The sequence below is a fragment of the Acidobacteriota bacterium genome (assembly GCA_016184105.1).
In the GTDB taxonomy this organism is placed as follows: Bacteria; Acidobacteriota; Vicinamibacteria; order Vicinamibacterales; family 2-12-FULL-66-21; genus JACPDI01.
In genome coordinates, this window is record JACPDI010000012.1 from 36,861 (window position 1) to 62,852 (window position 25,992).

At 67.9% G+C, this 25,992-nt stretch carries 25 protein-coding genes and 1 tRNA gene; 15 read left to right on the plus strand and 11 right to left on the minus strand.

What is annotated here, in order from left to right; translation table 11 throughout:
• The first annotated feature begins 19 nt into the window (after positions 1–19).
• Both HYU53_04335 and HYU53_04340 read left to right on the plus strand, forming a co-directional pair.
• Positions 20–427: a hypothetical protein gene (locus HYU53_04335; protein ID MBI2220413.1), complete on the plus strand. Its 408-nt coding sequence runs from the start codon at positions 20–22 to the stop codon at positions 425–427.
• Positions 428–488: 61 nt separating this feature from the next.
• On the plus strand, positions 489–1,484 hold the full coding sequence (locus HYU53_04340) for a sigma-54-dependent Fis family transcriptional regulator (GenBank protein ID MBI2220414.1): 996 nt from the start codon (positions 489–491) through the stop codon (positions 1,482–1,484).
• Here HYU53_04340 and HYU53_04345 read toward each other — a convergent pair.
• The gene (locus tag HYU53_04345) at positions 1,387–2,103 is read right to left on the minus strand and encodes a sigma-70 family RNA polymerase sigma factor (GenBank protein ID MBI2220415.1); all 717 of its coding nucleotides are present in this window, start codon (positions 2,101–2,103) and stop codon (positions 1,387–1,389) included. The two genes, HYU53_04340 and HYU53_04345, sit on opposite strands and share 98 nt — an antisense overlap.
• 155 nt (positions 2,104–2,258) lie before the next feature.
• On the opposite strand from HYU53_04345, the gene HYU53_04350 reads away from it, so the two are divergent.
• Entirely contained in the window at positions 2,259–2,564 is a 306-nt protein-coding gene (locus tag HYU53_04350; GenBank protein MBI2220416.1) for a helix-turn-helix domain-containing protein, read from the plus strand.
• Positions 2,565–2,693: 129 nt separating this feature from the next.
• Here HYU53_04350 and HYU53_04355 read toward each other — a convergent pair whose 3' ends face one another.
• Complete coding sequence (locus HYU53_04355; GenBank protein ID MBI2220417.1) at positions 2,694–3,053, minus strand: helix-turn-helix domain-containing protein; 360 nt, start codon at positions 3,051–3,053, stop codon at positions 2,694–2,696.
• A 125-nt stretch (positions 3,054–3,178) separates the two neighbouring features.
• Between HYU53_04355 and HYU53_04360 the strand changes: the two genes are divergently transcribed.
• From HYU53_04360 to HYU53_04370, 3 genes are read left to right on the plus strand one after another with little or no spacing between them, the layout of a single operon-like run.
• Entirely contained in the window at positions 3,179–3,775 is a 597-nt protein-coding gene (locus HYU53_04360; GenBank protein ID MBI2220418.1) for a sigma-70 family RNA polymerase sigma factor, read from the plus strand.
• Positions 3,741–6,098 carry a serine/threonine protein kinase gene (locus HYU53_04365; protein MBI2220419.1) on the plus strand — a complete coding sequence of 786 codons (2,358 nt, stop codon included), beginning with the start codon at positions 3,741–3,743 and terminating at the stop codon, positions 6,096–6,098. The genes HYU53_04360 and HYU53_04365 overlap by 35 nt, the downstream gene beginning before the upstream one ends.
• A gap of 33 nt (positions 6,099–6,131) precedes the next feature.
• The gene (locus tag HYU53_04370) at positions 6,132–7,097 is read left to right on the plus strand and encodes a GntR family transcriptional regulator (GenBank protein ID MBI2220420.1); all 966 of its coding nucleotides are present in this window, start codon (positions 6,132–6,134) and stop codon (positions 7,095–7,097) included.
• Positions 7,098–7,310: 213 nt separating this feature from the next.
• Here HYU53_04370 and HYU53_04375 read toward each other — a convergent pair whose 3' ends face one another.
• Entirely contained in the window at positions 7,311–8,375 is a 1,065-nt protein-coding gene (locus HYU53_04375) for a sorbosone dehydrogenase family protein (GenBank protein ID MBI2220421.1), read from the minus strand.
• Between the two features lie 115 nt (positions 8,376–8,490).
• On the opposite strand from HYU53_04375, the gene HYU53_04380 reads away from it, so the two are divergent.
• Both HYU53_04380 and HYU53_04385 read left to right on the plus strand, forming a co-directional pair.
• Entirely contained in the window at positions 8,491–9,540 is a 1,050-nt protein-coding gene (locus HYU53_04380) for an HlyC/CorC family transporter (protein MBI2220422.1), read from the plus strand.
• Positions 9,533–10,837 (plus strand): HlyC/CorC family transporter, encoded by a 1,305-nt coding sequence (locus tag HYU53_04385; protein MBI2220423.1) that lies wholly within the window; start codon positions 9,533–9,535, stop codon positions 10,835–10,837. Before HYU53_04380 ends, HYU53_04385 begins: the two co-directional genes overlap by 8 nt.
• 24 nt (positions 10,838–10,861) lie before the next feature.
• Here HYU53_04385 and HYU53_04390 read toward each other — a convergent pair whose 3' ends face one another.
• On the minus strand, positions 10,862–11,356 hold the full coding sequence (locus HYU53_04390) for a DUF523 domain-containing protein (protein ID MBI2220424.1): 495 nt from the start codon (positions 11,354–11,356) through the stop codon (positions 10,862–10,864).
• Positions 11,357–11,374: 18 nt separating this feature from the next.
• Here HYU53_04390 and HYU53_04395 point away from each other — a divergent pair.
• Positions 11,375–11,462: transfer RNA gene (locus tag HYU53_04395), tRNA-Ser, on the plus strand.
• Positions 11,463–11,528: 66 nt separating this feature from the next.
• On the opposite strand, the gene serS is transcribed toward HYU53_04395, so the two are convergent.
• Complete coding sequence (gene serS / locus HYU53_04400; protein ID MBI2220425.1) at positions 11,529–12,824, minus strand: serine--tRNA ligase; 1,296 nt, start codon at positions 12,822–12,824, stop codon at positions 11,529–11,531.
• Between serS and galU the strand changes: the two genes are divergently transcribed.
• Entirely contained in the window at positions 12,809–13,765 is a 957-nt protein-coding gene (gene galU / locus HYU53_04405) for a UTP--glucose-1-phosphate uridylyltransferase GalU (protein ID MBI2220426.1), read from the plus strand. The two genes, serS and galU, sit on opposite strands and share 16 nt — an antisense overlap.
• Positions 13,766–13,780: 15 nt before the next feature.
• On the opposite strand, the gene HYU53_04410 is transcribed toward galU, so the two are convergent.
• Entirely contained in the window at positions 13,781–14,092 is a 312-nt protein-coding gene (locus tag HYU53_04410; protein MBI2220427.1) for a zinc ribbon domain-containing protein, read from the minus strand.
• A gap of 14 nt (positions 14,093–14,106) precedes the next feature.
• Entirely contained in the window at positions 14,107–15,768 is a 1,662-nt protein-coding gene (locus HYU53_04415) for a DUF885 domain-containing protein (protein ID MBI2220428.1), read from the minus strand.
• Here HYU53_04415 and rsmI point away from each other — a divergent pair.
• From rsmI to glmS, 4 genes are all read left to right on the plus strand, one after another.
• Complete coding sequence (rsmI, locus tag HYU53_04420; protein ID MBI2220429.1) at positions 15,763–16,635, plus strand: 16S rRNA (cytidine(1402)-2'-O)-methyltransferase; 873 nt, start codon at positions 15,763–15,765, stop codon at positions 16,633–16,635. The genes HYU53_04415 and rsmI overlap by 6 nt on opposite strands.
• Before the next feature lie 218 nt (positions 16,636–16,853).
• Positions 16,854–17,351: a tetratricopeptide repeat protein gene (locus HYU53_04425; GenBank protein MBI2220430.1), complete on the plus strand. Its 498-nt coding sequence runs from the start codon at positions 16,854–16,856 to the stop codon at positions 17,349–17,351.
• Positions 17,352–17,401: 50 nt separating this feature from the next.
• Complete coding sequence (gene glmU / locus HYU53_04430; GenBank protein ID MBI2220431.1) at positions 17,402–18,748, plus strand: bifunctional UDP-N-acetylglucosamine diphosphorylase/glucosamine-1-phosphate N-acetyltransferase GlmU; 1,347 nt, start codon at positions 17,402–17,404, stop codon at positions 18,746–18,748.
• A 6-nt stretch (positions 18,749–18,754) separates the two neighbouring features.
• Positions 18,755–20,599, plus strand: a complete 1,845-nt coding sequence (gene glmS / locus HYU53_04435) for a glutamine--fructose-6-phosphate transaminase (isomerizing) (protein MBI2220432.1) — start codon at positions 18,755–18,757, stop codon at positions 20,597–20,599.
• On the opposite strand, the gene leuB is transcribed toward glmS, so the two are convergent.
• On the minus strand, positions 20,484–21,629 hold the full coding sequence (gene leuB, locus HYU53_04440) for a 3-isopropylmalate dehydrogenase (protein ID MBI2220433.1): 1,146 nt from the start codon (positions 21,627–21,629) through the stop codon (positions 20,484–20,486). The genes glmS and leuB overlap by 116 nt on opposite strands.
• A gap of 16 nt (positions 21,630–21,645) precedes the next feature.
• Positions 21,646–22,869, minus strand: a complete 1,224-nt coding sequence (locus tag HYU53_04445; protein ID MBI2220434.1) for a 2-isopropylmalate synthase — start codon at positions 22,867–22,869, stop codon at positions 21,646–21,648.
• Positions 22,870–22,942: 73 nt separating this feature from the next.
• Here HYU53_04445 and HYU53_04450 point away from each other — a divergent pair, with 73 nt between their 5' ends.
• Positions 22,943–23,833, plus strand: coding sequence for a LysR family transcriptional regulator (locus HYU53_04450; GenBank protein MBI2220435.1), 891 nt, complete (start codon positions 22,943–22,945; stop codon positions 23,831–23,833).
• Here the strand turns inward: HYU53_04450 and HYU53_04455 are convergent.
• The gene (locus HYU53_04455) at positions 23,806–24,402 is read right to left on the minus strand and encodes a 3-isopropylmalate dehydratase small subunit (protein MBI2220436.1); all 597 of its coding nucleotides are present in this window, start codon (positions 24,400–24,402) and stop codon (positions 23,806–23,808) included. The genes HYU53_04450 and HYU53_04455 overlap by 28 nt on opposite strands.
• Entirely contained in the window at positions 24,399–25,823 is a 1,425-nt protein-coding gene (leuC, locus tag HYU53_04460; protein ID MBI2220437.1) for a 3-isopropylmalate dehydratase large subunit, read from the minus strand. Before leuC ends, HYU53_04455 begins: the two co-directional genes overlap by 4 nt.
• Positions 25,824–25,992 lie beyond the last annotated feature (169 nt).

Below are 25,992 nucleotides of genomic sequence, written 5' to 3' on the forward strand. Positions count from 1 at the left end.
CCGTCGAAGGAGGCTCCCCATGCGTCGCCGTCGCGCGCGGGCCGCGAGTGCTGTCGAGTGGCCCCTTGCTCTCCGTCAGATCATCCTCGCCGCCGAGCGCGAATGCACGGGCGGACACGCCGAAGCGCTGCGCGAGCTGCTCGCGCTGGCGCTCGTCAAGGTGCCGTCCCGGGGAATCTTCGATCCCACGTGCCGCGGCGAGGACGAGTTGTTCACGGCGATCGAGTCCGTCGCGCACGCGTACCTCGACCTGCGGCCGGCGCGAAAGGCCTGGCGGGAGGCCTTGCGGACGGCGGCGACCGACATCAACGCGCGCGACCGCGTCGAACAGGCAGCCCTTCAACTCCAGTGTGTGTCAGATACTGCGTACTTCTACGCAGGCCTGGCATTCGGGCTGGCCGCGGTGTCGCTTTTTCGAACCCGCTGAGCGCGGGAAAAATCGTGTCGAAGGGGTGTGCGGATCGGGTATGTCGCGCGTTTAGATCCACGTGGGCCTGGGGCGCGGTTTTCCGGCTGAGGTCTTCGTCCCCGATGATCCGTTTCCCGAGATTGACGGCGCGTGTCCCGAGATCCGCGGGTTGAAACAGGACCTGTCGCGCGTGGCGCGCGACCCTGATGTGACCGTGCTGATCCTCGGCGAGTCCGGCACGGGAAAGGACCGCATCGCGCGCGCCATCCATCGCGCCTCCCCCCGTTGCCGTGCCCCCTTCGTCATCGTCGATTGCGCCGGGCTGACCGCGACGCTTGCCGGCGACGAGCTGTTCGGCCACGTCCGCGGGGCGTTCACGGGTGCGTTCGACGACCGCGCGGGCCCGTTCGAGCGGGCAAACGGAGGAACGGTGCTGCTCGACGAGGTCGGCGACCTCGCGATCGATCTTCAGATGAAGCTGTTGAGGGCGATTCAGTCCCGGACGGTCCAGCGGCTGGGCGGCAGGCAGGAAACCGGGTTCGACGCGCGGATCATCGCATCGACAAACGTGAACCTGGCGCTCGCCACGACAAGCGGCCGGTTCCGCGAGGACCTGTACTACCGGCTCAAGGTGTACGAGATCAGAGTGCCGCCGCTGCGCTCGCGAGGCCCCGGCGACATCCGCGTGCTTGCCGCCGCGATCCTGGCGCGTCTTGCCGAGCGCCGCCACCGCCCGGCGCCCCGGCTGGACTCCGAGGTGCTCGACGTCCTGGCGCGCCACAGGTGGCCCGGGAACATCCGGGAGCTGGAAAACACGTTGGAACGGATGCTCGTGGCGGCGGCACCCGCCGATGTCGTGTTGACGGTGCGGCACCTCCCGGACGATTTCGGTGCAACCCCGAATCCGGCCGCCGGGCCGGGCCGCCACGCGCTGCCGCCGGTGCAGGACGCGCTGGCGGCGCTCGCACAAAACGGCGCTACGCTCGGGCGCACAGCGAAGGCGCTCGGTGTGTCACGCCACCAGCTTTATCGCCTTCTGAAGCGCTCCGGCGTCGGTTACCGAACGCGCAGCTGAGAATCGATTTCTGCGATCGATCGCCGGTCAGGCGCTCGCCCGCCGGGCGTGCCCATGCCTGCAGCCGCGCGAGCCCCCGGTAGTAGTAGTGCCGCGTGCAGCCGACCGACACGCCGAGGCGCTTGGCGACGTCGCGCAGCGTGAGTTCCTCGAAGCAGGCCAGCTCGATCGTCGTGCGCTGGCGATCGGGCAGTCGCGCCAGGCCGGTCCGCAGGAGCCAGCGCCCTTCTTCCCGCGTGAGGCGTGGACGCTCGCCGGCGGCCGCGCTCTCCGCCGCTTCGAGCGGCTCTCCCGCGTACGCGACCCGTCGCTGCAGCGCCGCCTTGCGCCGGAGCGTGCGATGGTAGGCATACTGCAGCAGCCATGTCTTGACCGATCCACGCGCCGCGTCGTACAAGTACGCTTTCCGGTACACCTCCAGGAACACTTCCTGAGTGATGTCCTCCGCTTCCGCCCTGTCGCTGAGAATGCCGGCCGCAACGCGGTAGACCAGTCGCACATAGCGGGAAAACAGCGCTTCGAACGCATCGCCGTTGCCGGCGCGCAACTCGTGCATCAGCTCTTCGTCATTCTTGCCAACCGCCGCAGGGTTGATACCACCGATAGATGTCAGCATCATACATACTTACCCCTTATAGATGGTTCCACCGATCGCGGCAGTGCGATACACAACGGCGTGTGTCATCCCGGAGGCCGACTGCCAAGCCTCGTTCGCGCCCGGCGATACTCCGGCCTCTCGGCGCTCAACTGCGTCGCCTGCGGCTGGATCGCCGAATGTCGCAGGAAGCTCTCGCCGAGCTTGCCAGCCTGAGCTACAAGTACGTCGGCCGCATCGAGCTGGGTAAGGCGGATCCCGGCGCGGACGTCCTCGTCCGGCTCGCGCGCGCGCTGTCGGTCCCCGTCGGCGAGCTGTTCGAACCCATCACGCCGACTGGTGACGCGCCCTCCCGACTGCCAGTCGCAGAGCTGGAAGACGTGAACGCGGCCCTCGCCACGTTGACCGACGCTGTCGGCCGACTGCTCGCGCGGCAACCGCGCTCCCCCGCGCCCTCCCGCGCCCCGCGCCGTTCGTCCCGGTAGCTCGAAGCCTCACCCCGGCACAGAGCCGGACGACGATGACATCGATAGATGGTGATGTCAAGATAAATGGTACTTATGAGTGGTAGACCATTTCGTGGGGGGCGGAGGCCGGGAGGCGGCCTTGGCGCGCTAGCCGCGGCGGCGGGCCGGCGGGTTCGAGCGGCGCAGCGCTCGTATGGCCTGGAGAGATTGCTCGAGGCGGTCCAGCTCGCGTTCAGGTATGAGCACGACGCGGGCGCGCGCGTCGGCTGTATGCACGCCGGCAAACAGGTCCGCCACGTTCACTGAGAGGGCGGAGGCGATCCCCAGAAGGATGTCGATGCCGACGTTCACCTCTCCGCGCTCCACCTGACCGATGTGCTTGTCGGTATTGCCGACGAGTTCCGCCAGTTGTTCCTGGCTGAACCCGCGGAGTCGCCGGAGATGTCTCACGTTCCTGCCCACGCGGAGCCGGGCGAGGCGCCGGGCGTCGGGCGGGTTGTCTCGCATGACGTCCGACTATCCGGCAAGCGAACCTCATCGGGCCACCCTGCATATGTGGTCTTCGGCGGCTCTGAGGGCACCTATATATCCTTGCCGGCCGGCGTAATATCGCTGCCGGGAGGAGGGTGTCGGTGCCCTCAGGGGCGTCTTCGACTGCGGTGGTGCGCGCGCGCCGCGGGCCGGCATCCTGGCGTGTGCTCGCCGGGGCTCACCGGTCCGATTCGAGCGCGCTCGGGCGAGTCATCGAGCGCTGCATTCCCTCCCTCCGCAGGTGGACGCACGGTCGTTTTCCCCGGTGGGTCCGCTCGGCCGCGGACACGTCCGATCTGGTTCAGGACGCGATCGTCCGCACGCTCGCACGGCTCGACGCATTCCAGCCGCAGGGACGCCACGCCCTCGCCGCGTATCTGCGCAAGGCGGTCCGAAACAGGATTCGCGACGAGCACCGCCGCTCGGCGTGTTGGGGAATGCCGGCGGCGCTTCCCGACACGCTCGCCGCGCGCTCGGCCTCGCCGTTTGACACCACACTCGGGAACGAGACGGAGCGCCGCTATCGGATGGCGCTTGCCCGTCTGAAACCGCGCGATCGGGAGCTGATCGTGGCGCACATCGAGCTCGACTACAGCCACGAGCAGCTCGGGTGCATGATTGGCCGGTCACCACATGCCGCGAGGATGGCGTTGTGCCGCGCGATTGAGCGGCTGGCGGCGCTCATGCGCGATTGCTGACGCGCCGCGGCTTCCCACCGATGTCGGGCACGCGTTTGTCGATCGCGTGCCGGTCGACTGGACTGCCCTGATCGCGCGCGTGCGTGATTCGCGCGACCGCGCGGCGGTCCAGGACCTCCAGCGTCTCGATCGCCTGCGTGGACGGCCGAGCGGTGATGGACTCCCTGCCGGAAGTCCCGGGCGCAGTCTTCCATTCCTGCGCTGTCTGGTTGCAGCGGCCGTGCTGCAGGTCGCGGTTCGGCTCGGCGCAGCGGGGATGGCGGTCGGCGCCGGCCGGCCGCTGATGGAGCTGGCCTCCACGCTTCTCCCAACCCTCGCGTTCGCTGGCGCGGGCCTCCTCCTGGGAGCCGCCTCGTCACGCGACAGGCGCAGCTTCTTCCTGCTCGCCACGTTTGTCCTCTCGGCGAGTGCGTTCGCGCGCGCCGTGCCGGCCGGGCCCGCGCTGATGTGGCCCGCCGCGCTGGACGCCGCGTTCCGTGGCGTATTTCCGGAGGCCTTTGCGCCGGCGGCCCTCTGGCACTTTGCCGTGGTCTTTCCCCACGTGCGCCGGTTTACGCCGTTTGATCTGTTCGCGAGGCGGGCGATTGCCGTCGCCTGGGTGGTTGGCGCGGTCCTCTTCTTCGTGAATCTGGCGCTGGCGTATCGCGTCATGGACGGCGCGCACGTCGTGAGGCTCGGGCGCGATCATGCCGGCAATCTGTTCTGGGACCTGTTTACAGTGACGGCGCTCGGCGCCGTGGTGGCGATCCTCGCGCGGTCGCGGTGGGCGCCTCCTCCGGAGCAGCGACGGGTCGCGCGGTTCGCCACGGCGATTGCCGCCGGCACCGCTCCATTCCTGCTGGCCGGCGTCGCCCGGATGGCGCTGCCTGGCGTGGACGGCTGGCTGCAGGCGGCGAGCCCGCAGCAGCGCCTCTGGTTTGACGTTCCCGTGGTGGGCGCGCTGGCCGCTCTGCCCGTGCTCACGACGCTCGCGGTCATCGCGGACCGGCCGTTCGAGTTTCAGTTCGCGCCGCCGTGGCCCATGAGCCGGTGGACGCGCAAGCGGCGATCGCGCTGGCGGATGAAGCATCGTGAAAGACTGTCGGCGGCACTCGAACGCGTGCGCCACGCGCGCAGCGCCCGTGAGCTCGTTGCCCTGCTCCAGCGGGAACTGCAGTTCGGCGTCGGCGCCGGTGCCGTTCGAATCCTCGACAGGGGCGCGCTCCCGTCCGACACGGCTCTCATGCCCATGCTCGCTGAATCCACTGCCGTGCTGGAGATGTCGAGAGACGGAAGCCTGTTTCGACTGATGCCGCGGCACGACCGCGAATGGCTCGAGGCCGGCGGCATCACGCTGATTGGAGCCCTGAAGCTTCGCGATGGCACCGTCGCGGCGCTGGTCGGACTGGGCGCGAAACGCGGCCGCGCGTCATTTGGCGGCCGGGATCGGTGGTTCGTCTCGACGCTGCTCTCCGGCGCGGCTGTCGCGTGGGCGTCGCTCGGCGTGCAACCGGCCTCGCCAACGGAGGACGACGAGCCGGCTCTGGAGTGCCCGCGCTGCGGAAGGGTGTCAGCTTCGGAGACGCTGCCCTGCGGCTGCGAAGCGCGCGCGGTCACGGCCGCGCTTCCCCGCCGAGTGGCCGGGAAATTCACCGTCGTGCGCCGGCTGGGCTCGGGCGGCATGGGCGTGGCGTATCTCGGTCGGGACAGCCGACTGCGCCGCGACGTCGCCCTGAAGACGCTGCCCGAACTGCGCGACGGCGGGGTGTCGGGGCTGACCGAAGAGGCGCGCGCGATGGCCGCGCTGAATCACGAAGCGGTCGCGACGATTTACGGTCTGGAGATCTGGCGCCGCACGCCCGTCCTCGTCGTCGAGTACTTTCCCGATGGAACGTTGCGTCAACGGCTCGCGCGGGGACCGCTGTCGCCGCGCGAGGTGATCGCCCTCGGGACGCGTCTGGCTGGCGGCCTGGCCTACATGCACGAACGAGGCGTGCTTCACCGTGACGTCAAGCCGAGCAACATCGGGCTGACGGGAACCGGCGCGCCCAAGCTTCTGGACTTCGGCCTCGCCAGTGAAGAGGGAGCCTTCGCCGGCACGCCGGGGTACCTGCCGCCCGAGGCTCTCGAAGGCGGCGACCCGAACACGGCTGTGGATCTCTGGGGTCTCTCGACCGTCCTGCTGGAGGCGTGCGGTGGCCGCGATCGGCTGCCGCTGGCGCTCCGTCGATTCTTCGATCGGGCGCTCGCGGCTGGGCCGGCATCGCGCTTTCAGTCGGCCCATGAGTTTCGCGCCGCGCTGGACCGTCTCGGCACGCAACCGGCCGCGCGGGCCGGCGCGTGAGATGCCGGATGAAGGTGCTATTATCTGGACAATGTGCGGCATCACGAAGAGCGGGAAATCCGACGACGGTTCGTGCGCTCCACGGGAGGGCGCGTGACGCCGCAGGACGTCAGGAAACGCTCCGGCCGCCGACCGCGTCAGGAGCAGCCCCGGGAAGTTCGACGGCTCGTGCGCAGCGGCGTTCCTCTTTACTATCAGCTCGCCACCGTGCTGAGAGAGGAGATCGTCTCGGGACGCCGGCGCCTGGGGGAAAAGCTGGCGTCGGAGACCGAGCTCGAGAGGACATACGGCGTGAGCCGCATGACCGTGCGCGAGGCGCTGCGCAGTCTCGACGAAGAAGGCCTGATTCGCCGCGAGGCCGGCCGCGGCAGCTTCGTGGCCGGCCTGCCCGCCTTTACCGGCACACAGCAGATAGACGGTACGCTGAACGGCCTGATCGCCATGGGTGTGGCCACCGCGCCGAGACTCCTCGAACTCCGCGAGGTCGAGTTGCCCCCGGACGAGGCCGAGGCGCTGGGCATGGCGGGGACGCGCACGATCATGCGGGCGGAGCGTCTGCGGTATTACAAGGACGAGCCGTACTGCCACATCGTCAACAACGTGGTCCCGGAGCTGGGGCGCCGCATCGGCCGCGCCCACTGGGAGCGGGGTTCTCTGCTCAGGTCCATCGAGATGAAGCTCGGCGTCGAGTTGGGGGACGCCGAGGAGCGCGTGCGCGCGACTCTGGCGGACGCGTCGCTCGCGCACTGGCTCGACGTGCGCGTGGGCGCGCCGCTGCTGCGTGTCGACTATCTGATCAGGGATCGGGAGGGGCGCGCGGTGGAAACCGCGATCATCCACTACCGCAGCGACACGCACGTCTTCACGCTCCACCTGACACGATCCCCGGAGAGAACGCGCAAAGAGGGCTGGTCGCTGCGTGACGAGGAGTCGCGGCCGGCAGGCGGCGTGAAACCGGGCGGGGCATCGCAGCACGCCGGGGCGACCGCGTTTACTTAGTCTGAACGGCGCGCAAGGCGCCGTATTCATGCGGCGGGCCTGGCGTGTTGAACTGCGACTGCGGGCCGTGGCAGAAGATCGTGGCAGAGCTTCCCCGGTGACGGAAGTCGCTGGAGAAGATAGGGATGCGATTCCAGGCGCTGGAGACACACGTGCGTGTGCGGGCGTGTGCGCACACGCCGCCCCTTCTGAAGAAGTGTCCGCGCAGGAATGCTATTTCGTGTAGCTGATGCGGTAAATCACGTCCGCAAAGTCATCCGCGACAAACAACGCGCCATCGGGCGCCACCAGGACGTCCGCGGGGCGCCCCCAGGGTTTCGACCCCTGCAGCCACCCTTCCGCGAACGGCGTGTAGCTGACCGCCTTCCCGTCCTGCACCTTCACCAGCGACACGCGATAGCCGATGGGCGTGCTCCGATTCCACGAGCCGTGCTCCGCGACGAAGACCTGGTTGCGATACTCGGCGGGGAACATCTGGCCGGTATAGAAGCGCATGCCGATCGCGGCGACGTGCGGGCCGAGCTTCTGGGCAGGCGGCGTGAACTCACCACACGCGCGCGCGCTGCCGAACTCCGGGTCCTTGATCGACCCGGCATGACAGTACGGATACCCGAAGTGCAGTCCCGCCTTCGGGGCGCGATTCAGCTCGTCGCTGGGCGCCTCATCGCCGAGCAGATCGCGGCCGTTGTCGGTGAACCACAGCTCCCTGGTCTGCGGATGCCAGTCGAAGCCCACGCTGTTGCGGATGCCGCTCGCGAACACCTCGAAGCCGCTGCCATCCGGCTTCATCCGCGTGATCGACGCAAACCGCGGGTCCTTGCTCTCACAAATGTTGCACGGCGCGCCGACGGGCACGTACAAGAGTCCGTCCGGCCCGAACGCGATGAACTTCCAACCGTGGTGACGCTCGGTGGGAAACGTGCCGTTGACGACGACCGGCGCGGGCGGGTTGTCGAGGCGTGACTCGATCCTGTCGAAGCGAATCACGCGGCTGATCTCGGCGACATACAGGGCGCCGTCGCGGAACGCCACGCCGCTCGGCATCGAGAGGCCCGAGGCGATCGTGACCACGCGATCCGCGCGGTGGTCCTTGTCGGCGTCGACGATCGCGTACACCTGACCGGCGCCGCGCGAGCCCACGAACAAGACGCCCGAGGGGCTGAGCGCCATCTGGCGCGCGTTGTCGACGCCAGCGGCGAACACGTCGATGGTGAACCCGGGCGGCAGCGTGACCTGGTCGAGCGGCAGGCCGCCGCGCTGCTGCGCGCTGGTGGTCATCGCCGCGAGGATCGCCAAAAATGCCCCGGAAAGAGCGAACTTCCGCACGTGATGTCCCTCCGTCCTCTGCCGGATCTTATGCGAACTCGGTGGGCTGCGGTACCATTTGGGCACGATGCTCGTGATCTGGACGGTGATCTTCGCCCTGATCCTGATGACGGCGCTGTATGTCGCGGCCGAGTTCGCCGCGGTGAGCGTCCGGCGGTCGCGGCTGCGGCGGCTCGCCGAGGACGGCAACACGCTCGCCGCACAACTGTTACCGCTGGTCCAGGACCCGCGTCACCTCGACCGGTATATCGCGGCATCGCAGATCGGGATCACGCTGGGCAGCCTGATTCTCGGCGCATACGGGCAGGCCACGCTTTCCGGGAGCGTGGCGCCGTGGCTCGTGCGCGCAGGCGTTCAGCCTGACTCCGCCGAATCGAGCGCGGCCGGCCTCGTCCTGGTATCGCTCACCGTGCTGGGCGTCATCCTCGGCGAGCTGGTCCCCAAATCGCTCGCGCTGCAGTATCCGACCGCCACGGCCGTTGGCACGTTCCTCCCCATGCGCTGGTCGCTGCGCGTGTTCGCCCCTTTCATCTGGCTCCTGAACGGCAGCGGCGTGCTGCTGTTGCGGCTGTTCGGCGTGCGCAACGCGGGCCATCGGCATATTCATTCGCCCGACGAAATCGCGCTGCTGATTGCGGAGAGCCGCGACGGAGGCTTGCTCGAGCCGGACGAGCAGGTCCGCCTGCACCGCGCCCTGCAGCTCGGGCTGCGCACCGCGAAGCAGTTGATGGTGCCGCGCGAGCGGCTCGCGGCCATCAGCGTCGAGCTGGCGTTCGACCAGGTCGTGCAGGTGGCCGCGACAACTCCTGACACGCGCCTGCCTGTGTACCGCGGCACGCTCGACAACCTGGTCGGCATGGTCCGCACCAAGGACGTGGCCGTGCACTTCGTCACGGCGGGGCCTCGAGGCCGGCTGGAACCTCTCATTCGCCCGATGCCGCGCGTGCGCGAGGATCTCGCGGCCGACAAGCTGCTCGCGTTCCTGCGGGAACAGCGCGCGCACCAGGCGGTGGTGGTCGACGACCAGGGACGCGTCGCAGGACTGGTGACGCTGCAGGACGTGCTCGCCGATCTCCTCGGCGGCGCTCGAAAGGGGGCGAAGCCGGCCGGTGCCTGACGTCTATCCGTACCTGATCGTGCTGGCGCTCGTTCTGCTGAACGGCCTGTTCGTGGCCGCCGAGTTCGCCATCGTCGGTGCCCCGCGGGCGGCCATCGATCGGCTGGCCGCACAGGGAAGCACGGCCGCGCGCGGCGTCCAGAGGGTCCTCCACGACCCGCGGCGGCAGGATCGGTTCATCGCCACGGCGCAACTCGGCATCACCGTCGCCAGCCTGGGCCTGGGCATGTACGGCGAGCACGCGATTGCGGACCGTCTGGCGCCGCACCTGGAACAGCTCGGTGCGGCGCGCTGGGTCGCGGTGCACGCCGCGTCGAGCGTCATGGCCGTCGCGCTGCTCACCTATCTGCACATCGTCATTGGCGAGATGGTGCCGAAGTCCATCGCGCTCCAGCACGCCGGGGCGGCGGCGCTCTGGATCACGCCCCCGATGCGATGGCTGCAGTTCGCCGTGATGCCCGTTGTCATCGCGATGAACGGGATCGGCAACGGGCTGCTGCGGATCGCCGGCGTGCACCGGCAGATCACCGCGCGCGAGCACTACTACACGCCAGAGGAACTGCAGTTGATCGTCGAAGAGAGCGAGGAAGGGGGTGCGATCCGCGGCGAGTCAGGGCGGATGCTGCTCGAGCTGTTCGAGTTCGGTGACCTGACGGCCGGTGGCGCCATGGTGCCGCGCGTCAGCGTCGTCGGCATCCCCATCGACGCGAACCACGACGAGCTGCGCGACATCATCCGCGAGTCGCCGCACACGCGATATCCGGTCTACGAGGAGGATCTCGACCACGTCCTCGGCGGCATCCACATCACGGACCTGCTGCGCGTCTTGACGGCGAACGCGCCGCTCTCATCCGTGCGCCTGCGCGCGCTGCCGGTCGTGCCCGAGACCACCCCGCTGGACGACGTGCTCGCGGTGCTGCGCCGCGAAGAATCGCCGATGGCGCTGGTGATCGACGAGCATGGCGGGACCGCGGGCACCATCACGCTCGCGGACCTTTTCGAGGAGGTCGTCGGCGAGATCGACGAGAGCGCCACGGACGTTCCTGATATCCGCGTGGAGGCCGACGGCCGCCTGCGCGTGCTCGGCACCGTGCGCCTCACGGAAGTCGGCGAGAAGATGGATCTGGATGTCGAGCACGGCGACGTCGAGAGCGTCAGCGGCCTCGTGCTGATGCTGCTCGGACGGCCGCCGAAGGTGGGTGACATCGTCGCGTTCGGCCGCTTGAACGTGACCGTCACCGCGGTCCGCGGCCGCGGCGTCGAAGAGGCCCTCGTCTCCTATTCGCCAGAGAGCTAAACGAACCTTTCCCCTTTTTTCCTTTTACCTCTTACCCCGTGACTCCACGATCGCATCCGCCTCTTCGATCTGCTTCTCGCTGAAGACGCGCACGCCGGCGCGCCTGAGCGCCGCCGCCGCGACCCCTTCGCCGCTGATCCGGCGCCCCGAAAATCCGCCGTCATACACCATCGTCGAGCCGCACGACGGGCTGAGGTCTTTGAGCAGGGCGACGGTGATACCGTGCTCGCGCGCGAGGGCGACCGCGGCTTCGGCGCCGCGAACAAACGCGGCGGTCACGTCCACGCCGTCACGGCGCCGGACAAACGCGACCTTGTGCAGGACGTCATTTCCCCTGCCCCCCTGCATCTCGGCGGGCGGTCGAGGTATTGGCAGCCCGCCTTCGACTTCGGGGCAAACCGGGACGATCAAGCCTTCCTGGCGCCACCGCTCGAGGATGGGGTGATCGAGCGTGGCTTCCCCGCCGTGGTACCGGACCTTCTCGCCGAGGAGGCAGGCGCTGACGAGGATCTTCGCCATGCGATAATTGACCGAGCGGGAGAGGTGGCCGAGTGGTCTATGGCGGTGGTCTTGAAAACCACTGTGCCGCAAGGCACCGGGGGTTCGAATCCCTCCCTCTCCGCCAGCCTTCGCTCATGTCTCACGCGAAGGGTTGCCCGCCGTAGCCTTGGCGAAGGCGGGCTGTTTCTGCTTACCGCTTTTCGATCGCTTCCAGCCCGCGCATGTACGGCCGCAGCGCCTCCGGGACGATGACGCTGCCGTCTTTCTGCTGATAGTTCTCCAGGATCGCGATGAGCGTGCGGCCGACCGCCAGCCCTGAGCCGTTGAGCGTGTGCACGAACTCCGGCTTGCCTTGGCCGTCCGGACGGAACTTGATGCCCGCCCTTCGTGCCTGGAACGCTTCGGTGTTGCTGCAGGACGAGATCTCGCGGTAGGCGTTCTGGCCCGGCAGCCACACCTCGATGTCGTAGGTCTTCGCCGACGCGAAGCCCATGTCGCCGGTGCAGAGCAGCACCGTGCGATAGGCGAGGCCGAGGCGCTTCAGCACCTCTTCGGCGTTGGCCGTGAGCGACTCCAGCTCGTCGTACGACTGGTCGGGGCGCGCGAACTTCACCAGCTCCACCTTGTCGAACTGATGCTGTCGGATGAGGCCGCGCACGTCCGCGCCGTAGGACCCCGCCTCGCTGCGGAAGCACGGCGTGTAGGCGGCGTAGCGGATCGGCAGCTCGCGGCCGTCGAGGATCTCGCCGCGGTGCAGGTTGGTGAGCGGCACCTCCGCGGTGGGGATCAGGTACAGGTCCCAGTCGCCGGCGATCTTGAACAGATCGCCCTCGAACTTCGGCAGGTTGCCGGTGCCGGTCAGCGTCGCGGCATTCACCAGAAATGGCGGCTCGACCTCTGTGTACTCATGCTCGCTGGTATGCAGATCGAGCATGAAGTCGATCAGCGCGCGCGCGAGCCGTGCGCCCGCGCCCATCAGCACGGAGAAGCGTGCGCCGGACATCTTCGTCGCACGCTCGAAGTCGAGGATGCCGAGCGCCGGCCCCAGGTCCCAGTGTGCCTTCGGCTCGAACGCGAACGCCGGCGGCTCTCCGTGGCGACGAACCTCGCGGTTGTCCGAGGGGGTCGTGCCGCGCGGAACAGACCCGTGGGGAAGGTTCGGGATCCGCAGCAGCGCCTGGTCTCGCGTCGCCTCGGCCTGGCGCAATTGTTCTTCGAGCGCCGCGATCTCGGCGGCCAGCGACCGTGACTGCTGTTTGAGTTCTTCGGCCTCGGCCCCGTGGTCCTGCGTTGCGGCAATCAGCCGGCCGACCTTCCGGCTGAGCGTCTTCTGCTCCTGTCGCTTCGTGTCGAGGCGCGGCGTCAGCGTCCGTCGCGCCGCCTCCGCCTCGCGAAACATCTCGAGGTCCGCGGGGACGCCGCCCCTGGTCGCGAGCCTCTGCGCAACCTCGTCGAGGTTCTGCCGTACAAATGCCGCATCGAGCATGGCCTAAATCCTATATCCTAACGTCCGGAGCACGTGTGACTGACCAGATCCGCAAAGCCGTCTTCCCCGCCGCCGGCCTGGGCACCCGCTTCCTTCCCGCGACGAAGGCGCAGCCCAAGGAGATGCTGCCGCTGGTGGACAAGCCCATCATCCAGTACGGCGTCGAAGAGGCCGTCGCCTCGGGGGTGGACAACATCATCCTCGTCACCGGCCGCGGCAAGAACGCGATCGAAGATCACTTCGACGTGTCGGTGGAGCTGGAGACGTTTCTCGAGACGCGCGGCAAGAAGGAGCAACTCGACGAGGTCCGGAAGATCTCGAGCCTCATCAACGTGTCGTACGTGCGGCAGGGAGAGCCGCTCGGCCTCGGACACGCGGTCCTCGTCACCAGGGCGCTGGTGGGCGACGAGCCGTTTGCGGTGCTCCTCGGCGATGACGTGATTGACGCCACGCCGCCGGCCCTGCGACAGATGATCGACGTGTTTCACCACGTCGGCGGGCCCGTGCTGGCGGTCGAGCGCGTACCGCGCGATGAGGTCAGCAGCTACGGCGTCATCGCGTACGAGCCGGTGCGCGATGGCGTGTTCCGGATCACGGATCTCGTCGAGAAGCCGGCGCGCGACGAGGCCCCCTCGGACCTCGCGATCATCGGCCGCTACATCCTCACGCCGGATATCTTTCCGGCGCTCGAAGCGACCGCCGCAGACCGCACCGGCGAGATCCAGCTCACCAACGGCCTGCGCCGGCTGCTGCAGAAACGCCCCCTGTACGCGTGCGAAATCTCCGGCGTCCGCCACGACACGGGAAACAAGCTGGGCTTTCTCAAGGCCGTCGTGTATTTCGCGTTGCGCCGCCCGGATCTGGCCGACGCCTTCCGCGAGTACCTGCGCTCGGCTGACGCCGATCCAGCCGGGAAGGGGAAGAAGTCGGTGCCGGTTTAAGGGTTCAGGGTTCGGTCAGGACGACTTGCTGCCGTCGGCGGGTTTTGAAGGCGGCGGCGACTCGGACTCGGAGGCGGACCCGGAACTCGACTCGCCCGAACCCGTCGAACCGCTCGAACCCGTCGAACCGCCCGAACCCGTCGAACCTTTCCGGGCGTAGTCCGTGACATACCACCCGCTTCCCTTGAACTGGATCGCGGGCGAGGACAGGAGCTTGCGGACCTTGCCCCCGCAGGCGGGGCAGTCCTCGAGCGGAGGATCGGAGAACTTTCGGATGACCTCGAAGCGATGGCCGCACGCTTCGCACTCATATTCGTACAGCGGCATCTGTTGATTCTACTTCACTCGATCAGGGGCGCCCGGTCGTCGGCCCCGAGCAACAACTGGCGGTGCAGGCGGAAGGGGACCGTCCCGTGGCCAAGCAGCGCGTCGTGAAACGCGCGCAGCGAGAACGTCCCTCCCTGTTGCGCGCGGAATTCGTCGCGGAGCTTCAGCAGCATCAGCTTTCCGATGGCATAGACGACATAGCCGGGATCGAACGTGCCGCGCTCGGCTTCGCGCCGCGCGCTCCCTTCCTCCATGTACGCCTCGTCGCGGAAGAACCGGACTCCCTGCTCGACCGACAAATCCTCGGCGTGCAGCCGGATCCCGACGATCACGCGACAGAGCCGGATCAAGGCTTCGGCGAGCTGCCCGAGCTGAACGGCGGGATTGCCGCGCCCGAACCCCGCCTCGACCATCATCTGCTCGGCATAGTGCGCCCATCCTTCGATGAACGACGCCGACGCAAACAGGATCGATTTGCGCAGCCTGGACTCGACGCGGCGCAGGTGCTGGTAATGCAGGAAGTGCCCCGGATACACCTCGTGGATCGAAATCGCCCAGAGCGCGCCGAAGTTCAGATCGCGCATGTGCTCGCTCTGGCGTTCCGCGGGCCACGCGGGATCGACGTCGGTGATGTAGTAGTACGCGCGGAGCGGGCGCGCTTCGAACGGTCCGGGCGTCCACATGCTCGCAAACGTCCAGCGATAGAACCGCGGCGTGGAGGCGACCTGCACCCGCTCGCCATCGGGCACCGAGATCAGCCTCTCGCGCTCGATAAACGCGAGGAGGTCGGCAAGCTGCCCCTCCACGACGCCCACCAGCGCGCCGGCGTCCGGGTGTTCGTTCTTGATGCGGCGCCAGGCGTCAACCGGATCCCCGGCTTCCAGGCGCCCCGCCACGCGCTTGAATTCCTCCTGCACCGCGCCTAGCTCGCGCATCGCGATCTCGAGGAGCTTCGACGAGTCGATCGCGAGCCCCTCTTCGAGCCGCAGCTTTTCCTCGAACGCCGCTTTGCCGAGGCGGAACGAGCCCTTGCTCCTCGGACCGAGGTCGCGCTCCAGGTAGTCCGCGTAGCCGCGAAGCGCCGCCGAGGCTTCGTGAGACGCGTCAGCCAGATCGCCGAGGAGGTGGAGATCGTCGACCGAGGCGAGCGCCAGCGGCAGGTCTTCCTCGATGAAGCGGACCGTGCCGCGCAGCGTCTCCAGCGACACCTTCATGAAGATGCCGGGCGCATCCTTGATGTTGTCGCGCGCGCTCTGCACGAAACGCGGAACCTGCCGGAGCTTCGAGTGAATCCGCCGCGCGCGCTCGGCCGCAGGGGAGTAATCGAACAATACCTGGCCGGCAAGACTCGTGGCGATGACGTCCGCGTAGTGCTGCGGGCTCCGCTCCCAGGAGCGAACGGTTTCGAGCTCGTACAGTCGCGACTTGATGTTCGCTTCGATGACCGGCTTCTCGAGCCGCTCGAGGTCGTTGAGTCCCGCGGCGTCTATCGCCGCCAGCCGGCGCCCGAAATCGCCGAGCTCGCGGGCCTGCGCATCGATGGACCCGCGGCTGAAATCCTCGAGCAGGTCGTCATGCGTGTGAACCCCGTCGAACGTTGCGCTGGTGGGGTGCCGCTCGTAGAGGTACGACAGGTAGTCGTCCACGAAGTGCGGCAGGGGCTCGGAAGAATGCATCTACCTCGCAATGGTACAATAAAGCCCTTGCCGGGCACCCTTTACGTGGTGGCCACGCCGATCGGCAACCTCGAAGACATCACCCTGCGTGCGCTGCGGGTGCTGCGTGAGGTGCAGCTGATTGCGGCCGAAGATACCCGCCGTACGGCCAGGCTCCTCACGCATTACTCGATCACGACGCCAAGCACGAGCCTGCACGAACACAACGAGGCGCAGAAGACCGGGCGATTGATCGATCGGTTGCGGGCCGGAGACAACATCGCGCTCGTGTCCGACGCCGGCACGCCGCTCATCTCCGACCCCGGACGCCACCTGGTCGGCGCCGCACGGCAGGCCGGCCTCACGGTCGTGTCCGTGCCTGGCCCGAGCGCCATCATGGCCGCCCTGTCTGCGGCGGGTGTGGAGGCAGACCGGTTCACGTTCCTCGGCTTTCCCCCGCGTAAGTCTGAAGCCCTAAAAAAATGGGTCTTGACGCACTTGGGTGGCAGCCACGTAACGGCTGTGTTTTTTGAGGCGCCGCATCGGATCGGCTCGACGCTGACGGCGATGCTGAATATATTGGGCAATAGACCAATTATAATTGGGCGCGAGCTCACCAAGATTCACGAGATATTGGTTGAACAACCAATATCGACGCACATTGAACTGCTCGACAATCCGCGCGGGGAATTTACGGTCATCGTGCCGAGCCAGGAAGCTGTTAGTCTGCCCCGAAGCCTACCGTCAGCTGATGAGCTAGTTGTAGAAATGGGTCTATTGACAGAAAACGACCAGCTCTCCACGCGAGAAGCTGCTCGTGTTGTCGCAACGCGCTATGGCTTGCCAGTGAACGAAGTTTACCGGGCAGCCGCGTCAAAACGCCGTTAGGTCGTACGACCATGCGTTCTTGACCGGCCGATTGCCATTTGCTAACGTTACTCGGCTTAAGAAGGCCGATGGCAAAAGCGCGGCGGGCGCGTCCACGGAGCGCCCCAAAACCAACCGCCAAACGCACGACATCCGCGCCGCCCCCACAGCGGCCCGAGCGCGTCGCCGTTCAGGACGCCCCTGCACAGCCGGAACGCCAATCCACGTACCCGGCTGCGGTGGCCACCTACGAGCGCGGCATCGCCGCGCTGCAGCGTCGCGCCTACCAGGCGGCCGCCGATTCGTTCCGCGACCTCATGTCCCGGTTCCCCGAAGAGCGCGAGCTTCAGGAGCGCGCGCAGGTGTACCTGCGCGTCTGCGAACGGGAACTTGCCGCGTCGGCCACGCCGCGCACGAACGAAGAGAGGCTGGTGGCCGCGACCGTCGCTCTCAATGCCGGCGACCACGCGCGGACGCTCAGCCTCCTCGATGACGTGCTCCGAGACGACCCCAAGAGCGACCTCGCCGAGTACATGGCTGCCGTCGTCTATTGCGCCAAGGGGGATCCGGAGGCGGCGGTCGCCAGGCTGCGCCGGGCCATCGAACTGAATCCGGAGAACCGCACGCTGGCCCGCCAGGACGGCGATCTGGACGCGCTTCACGACCTCGAAGCCTTCCGCCAGATGCTCGAAGCGCCGGCGCCTGCTCGACGGCGCAAGTCTCGCAACGGCCGCTGAACGTGCCGTCTGTCCATCTCGTCGTTCTCGCGGCCGGGAAGGGCACCCGGATGAAATCGCGCGTGCCCAAAGTCCTGCACCGGGTCGCCGGCCGGCCGATGATCGACCACGTTCTGGACCTCGCCGCGGAACTTTCTCCTTCATCGGTGACCCTCGTCGTTGGTTACGGCGCCGATCTTGTCCGCGAATCTCTCGCAGCTCGGCCGGGACTGCGGTTTGCACTGCAGGAACCGCAGCTCGGCACGGGGCATGCTCTGCTGCAGGCAGAGCCTCTACTGGAGGGCGCCAGCGGCATCGTACTGTTGCTCTCCGGCGACGTACCGCTGCTCAAGGCAGCCACACTGCGTCGCCTGGTGACCGCGCACGACGCGGCCGGCGCGGCCGCCACGGTGCTGACCGCGCGCGTGGACCAGCCGGAGGGTTACGGTCGGATCGTCCGGGAGTCACCCGGGGGACGGATCCTCCGGATCGTGGAGCATCGCGACGCCGGCGAGGAGGAGCGGCGGATTCGCGAAATCAACACGGGCATCTACGCCTTCGACGTCGCCCCGCTGTTCGCCGCGCTTCACGCGATCGGCGCGGCCAACGCCCAGGGCGAGTACTACCTGCCCGATCTGGTCGCCATCTACCGGAGCCGTGGTCTCGGCGTCGAGACCGTTGAGACAGGAGACGTTCGCGAAGTGCAGGGCATCAACAGCCGTTCGGAGCTTGCCGAAGCCAGCGCGGCGGTTCGCCGCCGCCGGTGCGAGGAACTGATGGCGGCCGGCGTGACCATCGTCGATCCGGCCGCCACCTACATCGATTCGACCGTCACGGTTGGCGCCGACACCACGATCCACCCGAACGTGTACCTCGAGGGCGCGACCAGCATTGGCGAGGGCTGCGAGATCCACTCCGGCGTCCGCGTGGTCGATTCCGCGATTGGCAGCGGAGCGGTCATCCTCAATCACTGCGTCATCACATCGTCGATGATCGGTGACGGCGTGCGCGTCGGGCCATTCGCGCACGTCCGCCCGGAATCGCACGTCATGGAAGGGGCGCACATCGGCAACTTTGTCGAGCTGAAGAAGACGACGGTCGGCCGTGGATCGAAAGCCAACCACCTGACGTACCTCGGGGACGCCACGATCGGGGAGAAGGTGAACGTCGGCGCCGGCACCATCACCTGCAACTACGATGGCGAGAAGAAGCATCCGACCGTGATCGAAGACGGCGCGTTCATCGGCAGCGATACGCAGCTCGTGGCTCCCGTCAAGGTCGGCAGGGGGGCTTACGTGGGCGCAGGCTCCTCGATCACGAAGGACGTGCCGCCCGGCGCGCTCGCGATCGCGCGCGGCACGCAGGTGAACAAGGACGGGTGGGTCGAGAGAAGGAAGAAGGAAAAAGGTAAAAGGTAGAAGGCCATGTGCGGGATCATCGGCTACATCGGGCAGCGGGAAGTCGTCCCGATTCTGCTGGACGGGTTGCGGCGTCTCGAGTACCGCGGCTACGACTCGGCGGGAGTCGCCGTCGTACGGCACGGGAGCATCGAGCTTCGCCGCAGCGCGGGCAAGCTCTCCCGGCTCGAGGAAGTCATCGGCAGGAACCCGGTTGAGGGTGACTACGGCATCGGGCACACGCGGTGGGCCACGCACGGCCGTCCGACGGAGGAAAATGCCCACCCGCATCGCGACTGCACCGGCCGCATTGTCGTGGTCCACAACGGGATCATCGAAAACTACCTCCAGCTGAAGCACCAGCTGCAGCGGGAAGGGCACACGTTTCTCACGGAGACCGACACCGAGGTCGTCGCGCACCTCGTCGAACGGGAGATGCAGGACGACGGCCTGGAGAACGCGGTGCGCCGGGCGTTGCTGCTGCTGCGCGGGCTGTTCGCGCTGGTGCTGATTTCGACCGACGACCCGCGAAAGATCGTCACGGTCCGCAACGGACCGCCGATTGTCGTCGGGCTCGGGGACGGCGAGTTCTTCGTCGCGTCGGACATCCCGGCCATCCTGCAGCACACGCGCGACGTGATCTTCCTGGGCGATGAAGAGATGGCGGTGATCACGCCGGCCGGCGTGGACTTCACCGATTACTCCGGCCGTTCGGTATCGAAGGCGAGCACGCGGGTCTCCTGGGATCCGGTGATGGCCGAGAAGGCCGGGTACAAGCACTTCATGCAGAAGGAGATCTTCGAGCAGCCGTGGGCGGTCAAGGAGACGGTGCTCGGCCGGGTTTCAGCGGAGACCGGCACGGTCTTCCTGAACGAGATTCAGATCCCGGACGCGCGGCTCCGCCAGATCGACCGTGTGGTCGTCCTCGCGTGCGGCACCTCCTGGCACTCCGGGCTGATCGGCAAGTTCCTCATCGAGAACATCGCGAAGCTGCCGGTTGAAGTGGACTATGGATCGGAGTATCGCTATCGCGATCCGATCGCCACCGACAGAACGCTCGCCGTCGTCATCACGCAGTCGGGGGAGACCGCCGACACGCTTGCGGCGCTGCGCGAGGCCAAGAAGCACGGCGCCAGCAGCATCGCCGTCTGCAACGTCGTTGGCAGCATGGCGACGCGCGAGGCGGAGGGCACGGTGTACACGCACGCGGGGCCGGAAATCGGCGTGGCGTCCACCAAGGCGTTCACCTCGCAGCTGGTGGCCCTGCACCTGTTGGCGCTGTACCTGGCGCAGGTCAGAGGCACGATTACGCCTGAAGCCGCGCGGCCCCAGCTCGAGGCGCTCGCCCAGCTCCCCATCCAGGTCGAACAGACGCTCCGGTGCGACGCGCTGACCGAGGAGATCGCGCGCCGCTATTACCAGCGTTCGGACTTCCTGTACCTCGGACGCGGGCTGAACTACCCGATCGCGCTCGAAGGGGCGCTGAAGCTGAAGGAGATTTCCTACATCCACGCGGAAGGGTACCCCGCGGGGGAGATGAAGCACGGGCCCATCGCGCTCATCGACGAGAAGATGCCCGTTGTCGCGATCGCGCCGCGCGATCACGTCTTCGAGAAGATGATGGGAAACGTGCAGGAGGTCAAAGCCCGCGGCGGCTCGGTGATCGCCATCACGAACGAGTCAGGGCGCGAGCTGGAGGCGCTGCTCGACTCGACGAACGACTTCCTGATGGTGGTGCCGGAAACGCACCCGATGCTCACGCCCGTGCTGATGGTGGTGCCGCTCCAGCTGCTGGCGTATCACATCGCGATTCGGCGGGGCTGCGATGTCGATCAGCCGCGGAACCTGGCAAAGAGCGTGACGGTCGAATAGCGCCGAGAATGGCGGCGGTCACGTCCGAGCAGCGGGCGTCGCCGCCAAGATCCGTCGTCCTCGCGCCTGCGGCCAGCGCCGACTCGCACGCTCCCTCCAGTGCCGCCGCTTCCTCCTCCAGCTTCAACCCGTACCGCAGCAGCATGGCCGCTGACGCGATCGCGCCGATGGGATTCGCCACATCGCGCCCGGCGAGCGCGGGCGCCGATCCGTGCACCGGCTCGAAAAGACCGGGGCCGTTGCCAAGGCTCGCCGATGGCAGCAGCCCCAGAGAGCCGGCGATCGCGCCGGCTTCGTCCGACAGCACGTCGCCAAACAGGTTCTCGGTCAGGATCACGTCGAACTGCGTCGGCTTCAGCGCGATCTGCATCGCGCAGTTATCCACGTACATGTGATCGAGCCGGACGTCCGGGTACTCTTCGGCGACGTGCGACACGACCGCGCGCCAGAGCTGAGACACTTCAAGAACGTTCGCCTTGTCCACGGAGACGACGTGGCGGCGGCGGCGACGCGCCTCGGCGAACGCGACGCGCGCGATGCGCTCGACCTCGGCGCTGCTGTAGCGCATCGTGTTCACGGCCGCATCCGCGAGGAACCCCCGCGGCTCGCCGTAATACAGCCCGCCGGTCAGCTCTCTGACGACGACGAAGTCCGTGCCCGTGACGACCTCGGGTTTCAGTGGGCTGAAGGATTCAAGGCCCGGCCACAGGCGCGTCGGCCGCAGGTTGGCGTACGCCCCGAGCGCCTTTCGCAGGTCCAGCAGGCCGCGCTCCGGCCGGCGCGGGGGCGGCTCGCGGTCGAAGCGTGGGTCCCCAACGGCTCCGAGCAGGATCGCGTCGGCACGAAGACACGCCTCGAGTGTCGGCGCCGGCAGCGGCGGAAGGCCTGCGGCCAGCGCCGCGCCGCCGATGGGATGCGGCTCGAAATCAAACTGCTGGTTGAACGCGCCGGCGATCGCGGCGAGCGCCCGCTCGGCGGCGCCGACCACCTCCGGGCCGATCCCGTCGCCCGGCAGAAGAACGATCCGCATCCCGGTTCCCGTACGGCTACACGCCGTGCCCGTAGCCGTGTTCCGTGGCATGCGTCGCCGCGGCGGCCGGCGTTGACGCGTGAATTTCCTGCCGCACGCGGTCGAGGACCATCACGAGGTCGTCATCGTTGACGGTCTTCTGGATGTCGGCAAGCGCGATCACGCCCCGGTAGACCCGATCCAGCTCGAGGCGCGACAGCTCTATCCCGAGCTGCTCGCACCGGCGCTGGACCGCGTGACGGCCGGAGTGCTTGCCGAGCACCAGCGTCGCGGCCGGAACTCCGACGTCCTCCGGACGCATGATTTCATACGTCCGGCGGTCCTTCAGGATGCCGTCCTGGTGGATCCCCGCCTCGTGCGCAAACGCGTTCGCGCCGACGATGGCCTTGTTCGCCTGCACGTGCTGGCCGGTGAGATCCGTCAGCAACTGGCTGGTCCGATACAGCTCCGGCGTGTTGATCGCCGTCGAGAAGGGATGGCGGTCGGCCCTGACGCGCGTCGCCATCACGACTTCCTCGAGCGACGCGTTGCCCGCGCGCTCGCCGACGCCATTGATCGTGCACTCCACCTGCCGCGCACCCGCCCGCACCGCCGCCAGGCTGTTGGCCGCCGCCAGGCCGAGGTCGTCGTGGCAATGCGTGCTGAAGATCACCGAGTCGGCGCCCGGCACGCGCGTGCGGATGGCGGTGAAGAAGTCGAAGATCTCGTCGGGGGTCGAGTAGCCGACGGTATCCGGGAGGTTGATGGTCGTGCAGCCCGCCTCGATCACCGCGTCGATCACGCGGCAGAGGAACTCCATGTCGCTGCGCGTGGCATCCTCGGCCGAGAACTGCACGTCGTCGGTGAACTGGCGGGCGCGACGCACCGCGGCGACCGCCGCCTCGAGGCAGGCGTCGCGCGAGATGCGGAGCTTCCGTTCGAGGTGCAGGTCGGAGGTGGCGATGAAGGTGTGGATCCGCGGGCCGCGGGCCGGCGCGAGCGACCAGCCGGCGCGGTCGATGTCCGCGGCGCACGCCCGCGCCAGAGCGGCGATCCGGGGCTCGCGCACCTCCTGCGCGATCCGCCGGACCGCCTCTGCGTCGGCGTCCGACGCAATCGAGAAACCCGCTTCGATGATGTCGGCTCCCAGCCGCGCCAGCTGCCGCGCCATCGACAGTTTCTCGTCGATGCGCATCGAGAAACCGGGGGCCTGCTCGCCGTCACGGAGGGTGGTATCAAACACCAGCAGACGTTCTTTCATGACCTAGTGTTTGTACGCCCGGCGCCGCCATGCTGGCAAATTTATAATGTTTAATATTTGATAAAATTACCTTATGGAAATCCAGGAACTTCGGGTGTTCGTCACCGTGGCCGCCGAGCGCAGCTTCTCGCGGGCGGCGCGCAAGCTCGGTCGCACCCAGCCGGCGATCAGCCAGGCGATCCGCCGCCTGGAGGACGAACTGGGGGAGCCGCTCGTGGACCGCTCCGCCCGCGACGGGACGCTGACCGAGGCGGGCGTCACGTTCCGGGAGTACGCGCAGCGCGTGCTCGATCTGGCCGCCGAGGCGGAGCGCGCCATCTTGGAGCTGCGGGACGTCCAGCGAGGGCGCGTGCTGATCGGCTCCAACGAGGCGGCGGTGCACACGTTGCTGCCGCTCGTCGCGGTGTTTCAGGGAGCGTATCCCGGCGTGCAGGTGGACGTGCGGCGCGTGCCCGCGCGGCAGATGGCGCACGAGGTGCTGTCGCGCGCGCTCGACTTCGGCGTGCTCACGTTTCATCCCGGGGAGCGGGGCCTGCAGTCGCTCGTCATCGGGTCCGACGAGCTCGTGCTCCTGACGTCTCCCTCGCACCCGTTCGCCAGGCGGCGGACGGTGAAGCTGGAGGAGGTCGGCCGCGATTCGGTCATCGCCCACAACGACCCCTCTCCCGCGCGCGATCGCGTCCTGCGCGCGTACGAGGAGCGGCACGCGCCGGTCAACATCACGATGGCGCTGCCGAGCCTCGATGCGATCAAGCGTGCCGTGGAAATGAAGATGGGCGTGGCGCTGCTGCCCCGGCGCTGTGCGCTGTCGGAGCTGGCGCTGGGCCAGCTGTCGGCGGTACGGGTGCCGGAACTCCGGATTGCCCGTCACGTGCGGCTCATCTACCGGCAGGCGGGCGAGCGCTCGCACGCCGCGGCCGCGTTTCTCGAGACGGCTCAGACGGCCGCGAAGTCTCTCAAGTAAGGGAGCCTGGCGGCCAGGGCCTGCACGTCCTCAGGGCGCTCCCGCAGCAGTCCGGTCGCGTCCCAGGCGCCCGTGAGGAAGGCGTCGCGCGCCGCATCGGGGAGCGCTGCGCCGACGCGCAGCGTGCCGGCCGCGACCGCACCCTGTTCGAGGTCCACGGTCACCACGAGGCTCGGATCCGCTTCGATGGCGTCCATGAGCGCCGCAGCATCCGTCCTGCGGACGGTGAGGCAGGGGAGCCCCAGCGCGACGGCATTGCCAAAGAAGATCTCGGAGAATGACTCGCCCACAATCGCCCGAATCCCGTTGCGGTAGATGGCCTGCGGCGCGTGCTCGCGTGACGATCCGCACCCGAAGTTGCGGTTCACGATCATCACCGTCGCGCCGGCGAACCGCGGGTCATCCAGCGGATGACCGGGGCGCGCCGCGCGGTCGTCTTCGAACAGATGTCGCTCGAGCCCTTCGAAGGTGATCGCCTTCAGGAAGCGCGCCGGGATGATGCGATCCGTGTCGACCTCGTCGCCGCGCACGGGCAGCGCGCGGCCGGTCACTCGCGCGACGGCACTCATGCGGTCACCTCCGCTGCCGGGAGCAGGAGCGTTCTCACGTCGACGACCTCTCCAGCCACCGCGGCGGCCGCCACCATGGCCGGGCTCATGAGGAGCGTCCGTCCTGTCGGGCTCCCCTGCCGCCCCTTGAAATTGCGATTGGACGAGGAGGCGCAGATCTCCCGGCCGTTCAATCGATCCGAATTCATCGCGAGGCACATCGAGCAGCCGGCCGCGCGCCAGTCGAAGCCCGCGTCCCGGAAGACGCGGTCGAGCCCCTCTCGCTCGGCGGCCGCCCTCACGGCCTGCGATCCCGGCACGACGATCGCGCGGACGCGGGACGCCACGCGCCGGCCGCGCAGGACGCGCGCGGCCTCCTGCAGATCGGACAGCCGCGCGTTGGTGCACGACCCGATGAACGCCACGTCGATCGGGGTGCCCGCAATGCGCGCGCCGGCCGGCAGTCCCATGAAGGCCAGCGCTTCCGCCGTGGAGCCCCTCTGCTCGGGGGGCACGTCGCGCTCGGCGGGAATCTTCTGGCTCACGCCGACCGACTGTCCGGGGTTGATGCCCCAGGTGACCGTCGGCTCGATGTGCTCTGCACGCAGGTGCACCAGGTCGTCGTAGGCCGCGTCGCGATCCGACGCGATCGAGCGCCACCACCGTTTCGCGCGCTCGAAGGCGTCTCCCTGCGGCGCGAACGGCCGTCCTTCCAGGTACGCGAAGGTGGTCTCGTCCGGGTTCACGTATCCCGCCCGCGCGCCCCCTTCGATGGACATGTTGCAGATCGTCATGCGCTCGTCCATCGACATCCGCTCGATCGCGTCGCCGCCGTACTCGTAGGCGTAGCCGACGCCGCCGTTCACGCCCAGCTCGCGGATGATCGACAGGATGACGTCCTTCGCGTACACGCCCTCTGCCAGGCGGCCCGTGACGCTGATCCGCCGCACCTTCAGCGGCTCCATCGCGAGGCACTGCGATGCCAGCACGTCGCGCACCTGCGAGGTGCCGATCCCGAAGGCGATCGCCCCGAACGCACCGTGCGTGGACGTATGGCTGTCGCCGCACGCAATCGTCATCCCCGGCTGCGTCAGCCCCAGCTCCGGCCCGATCACGTGCACGATTCCCTGCCGGCCGGTGCCCATGTCGAACAGCGGGATGCCGTGCTCGCGGCAGTTTCGTTCGAGCGACGCCATCATCTGCTCGGCCATCAGATCCGCGAACGGCCGTCGCTGGTCCTCGGTCGGGACGATGTGATCGATCGTGGCGAAGGTCCGTTCCGGGAACCGCACGTTCCACCCGCGCGCGCGCAGCATGTCGAACGCCTGCGGGCTCGTCACCTCATGCACGAGGTGGAGGCCGACGAACAGCTGGTCGTGCCCGTTCGGCAGCACGCGCACGCGATGCTGCTGCCAGACCTTCTGGAGGAGAGTCGATGACATGGTTGAAGGATGATCGTAGCACGGCCCGCAGACCGCCAGGCACAGCCCTTGCGACAGCCGAGCTCAGACCGCACGTTCGGAGCGGGTTATGTCAGCAATTGCGTACCTGTCGGGAAACAGCGAAAGCAATATTCGCCGCCTCGCCAGGTGCGGCTGTGTGGTGGTTCCG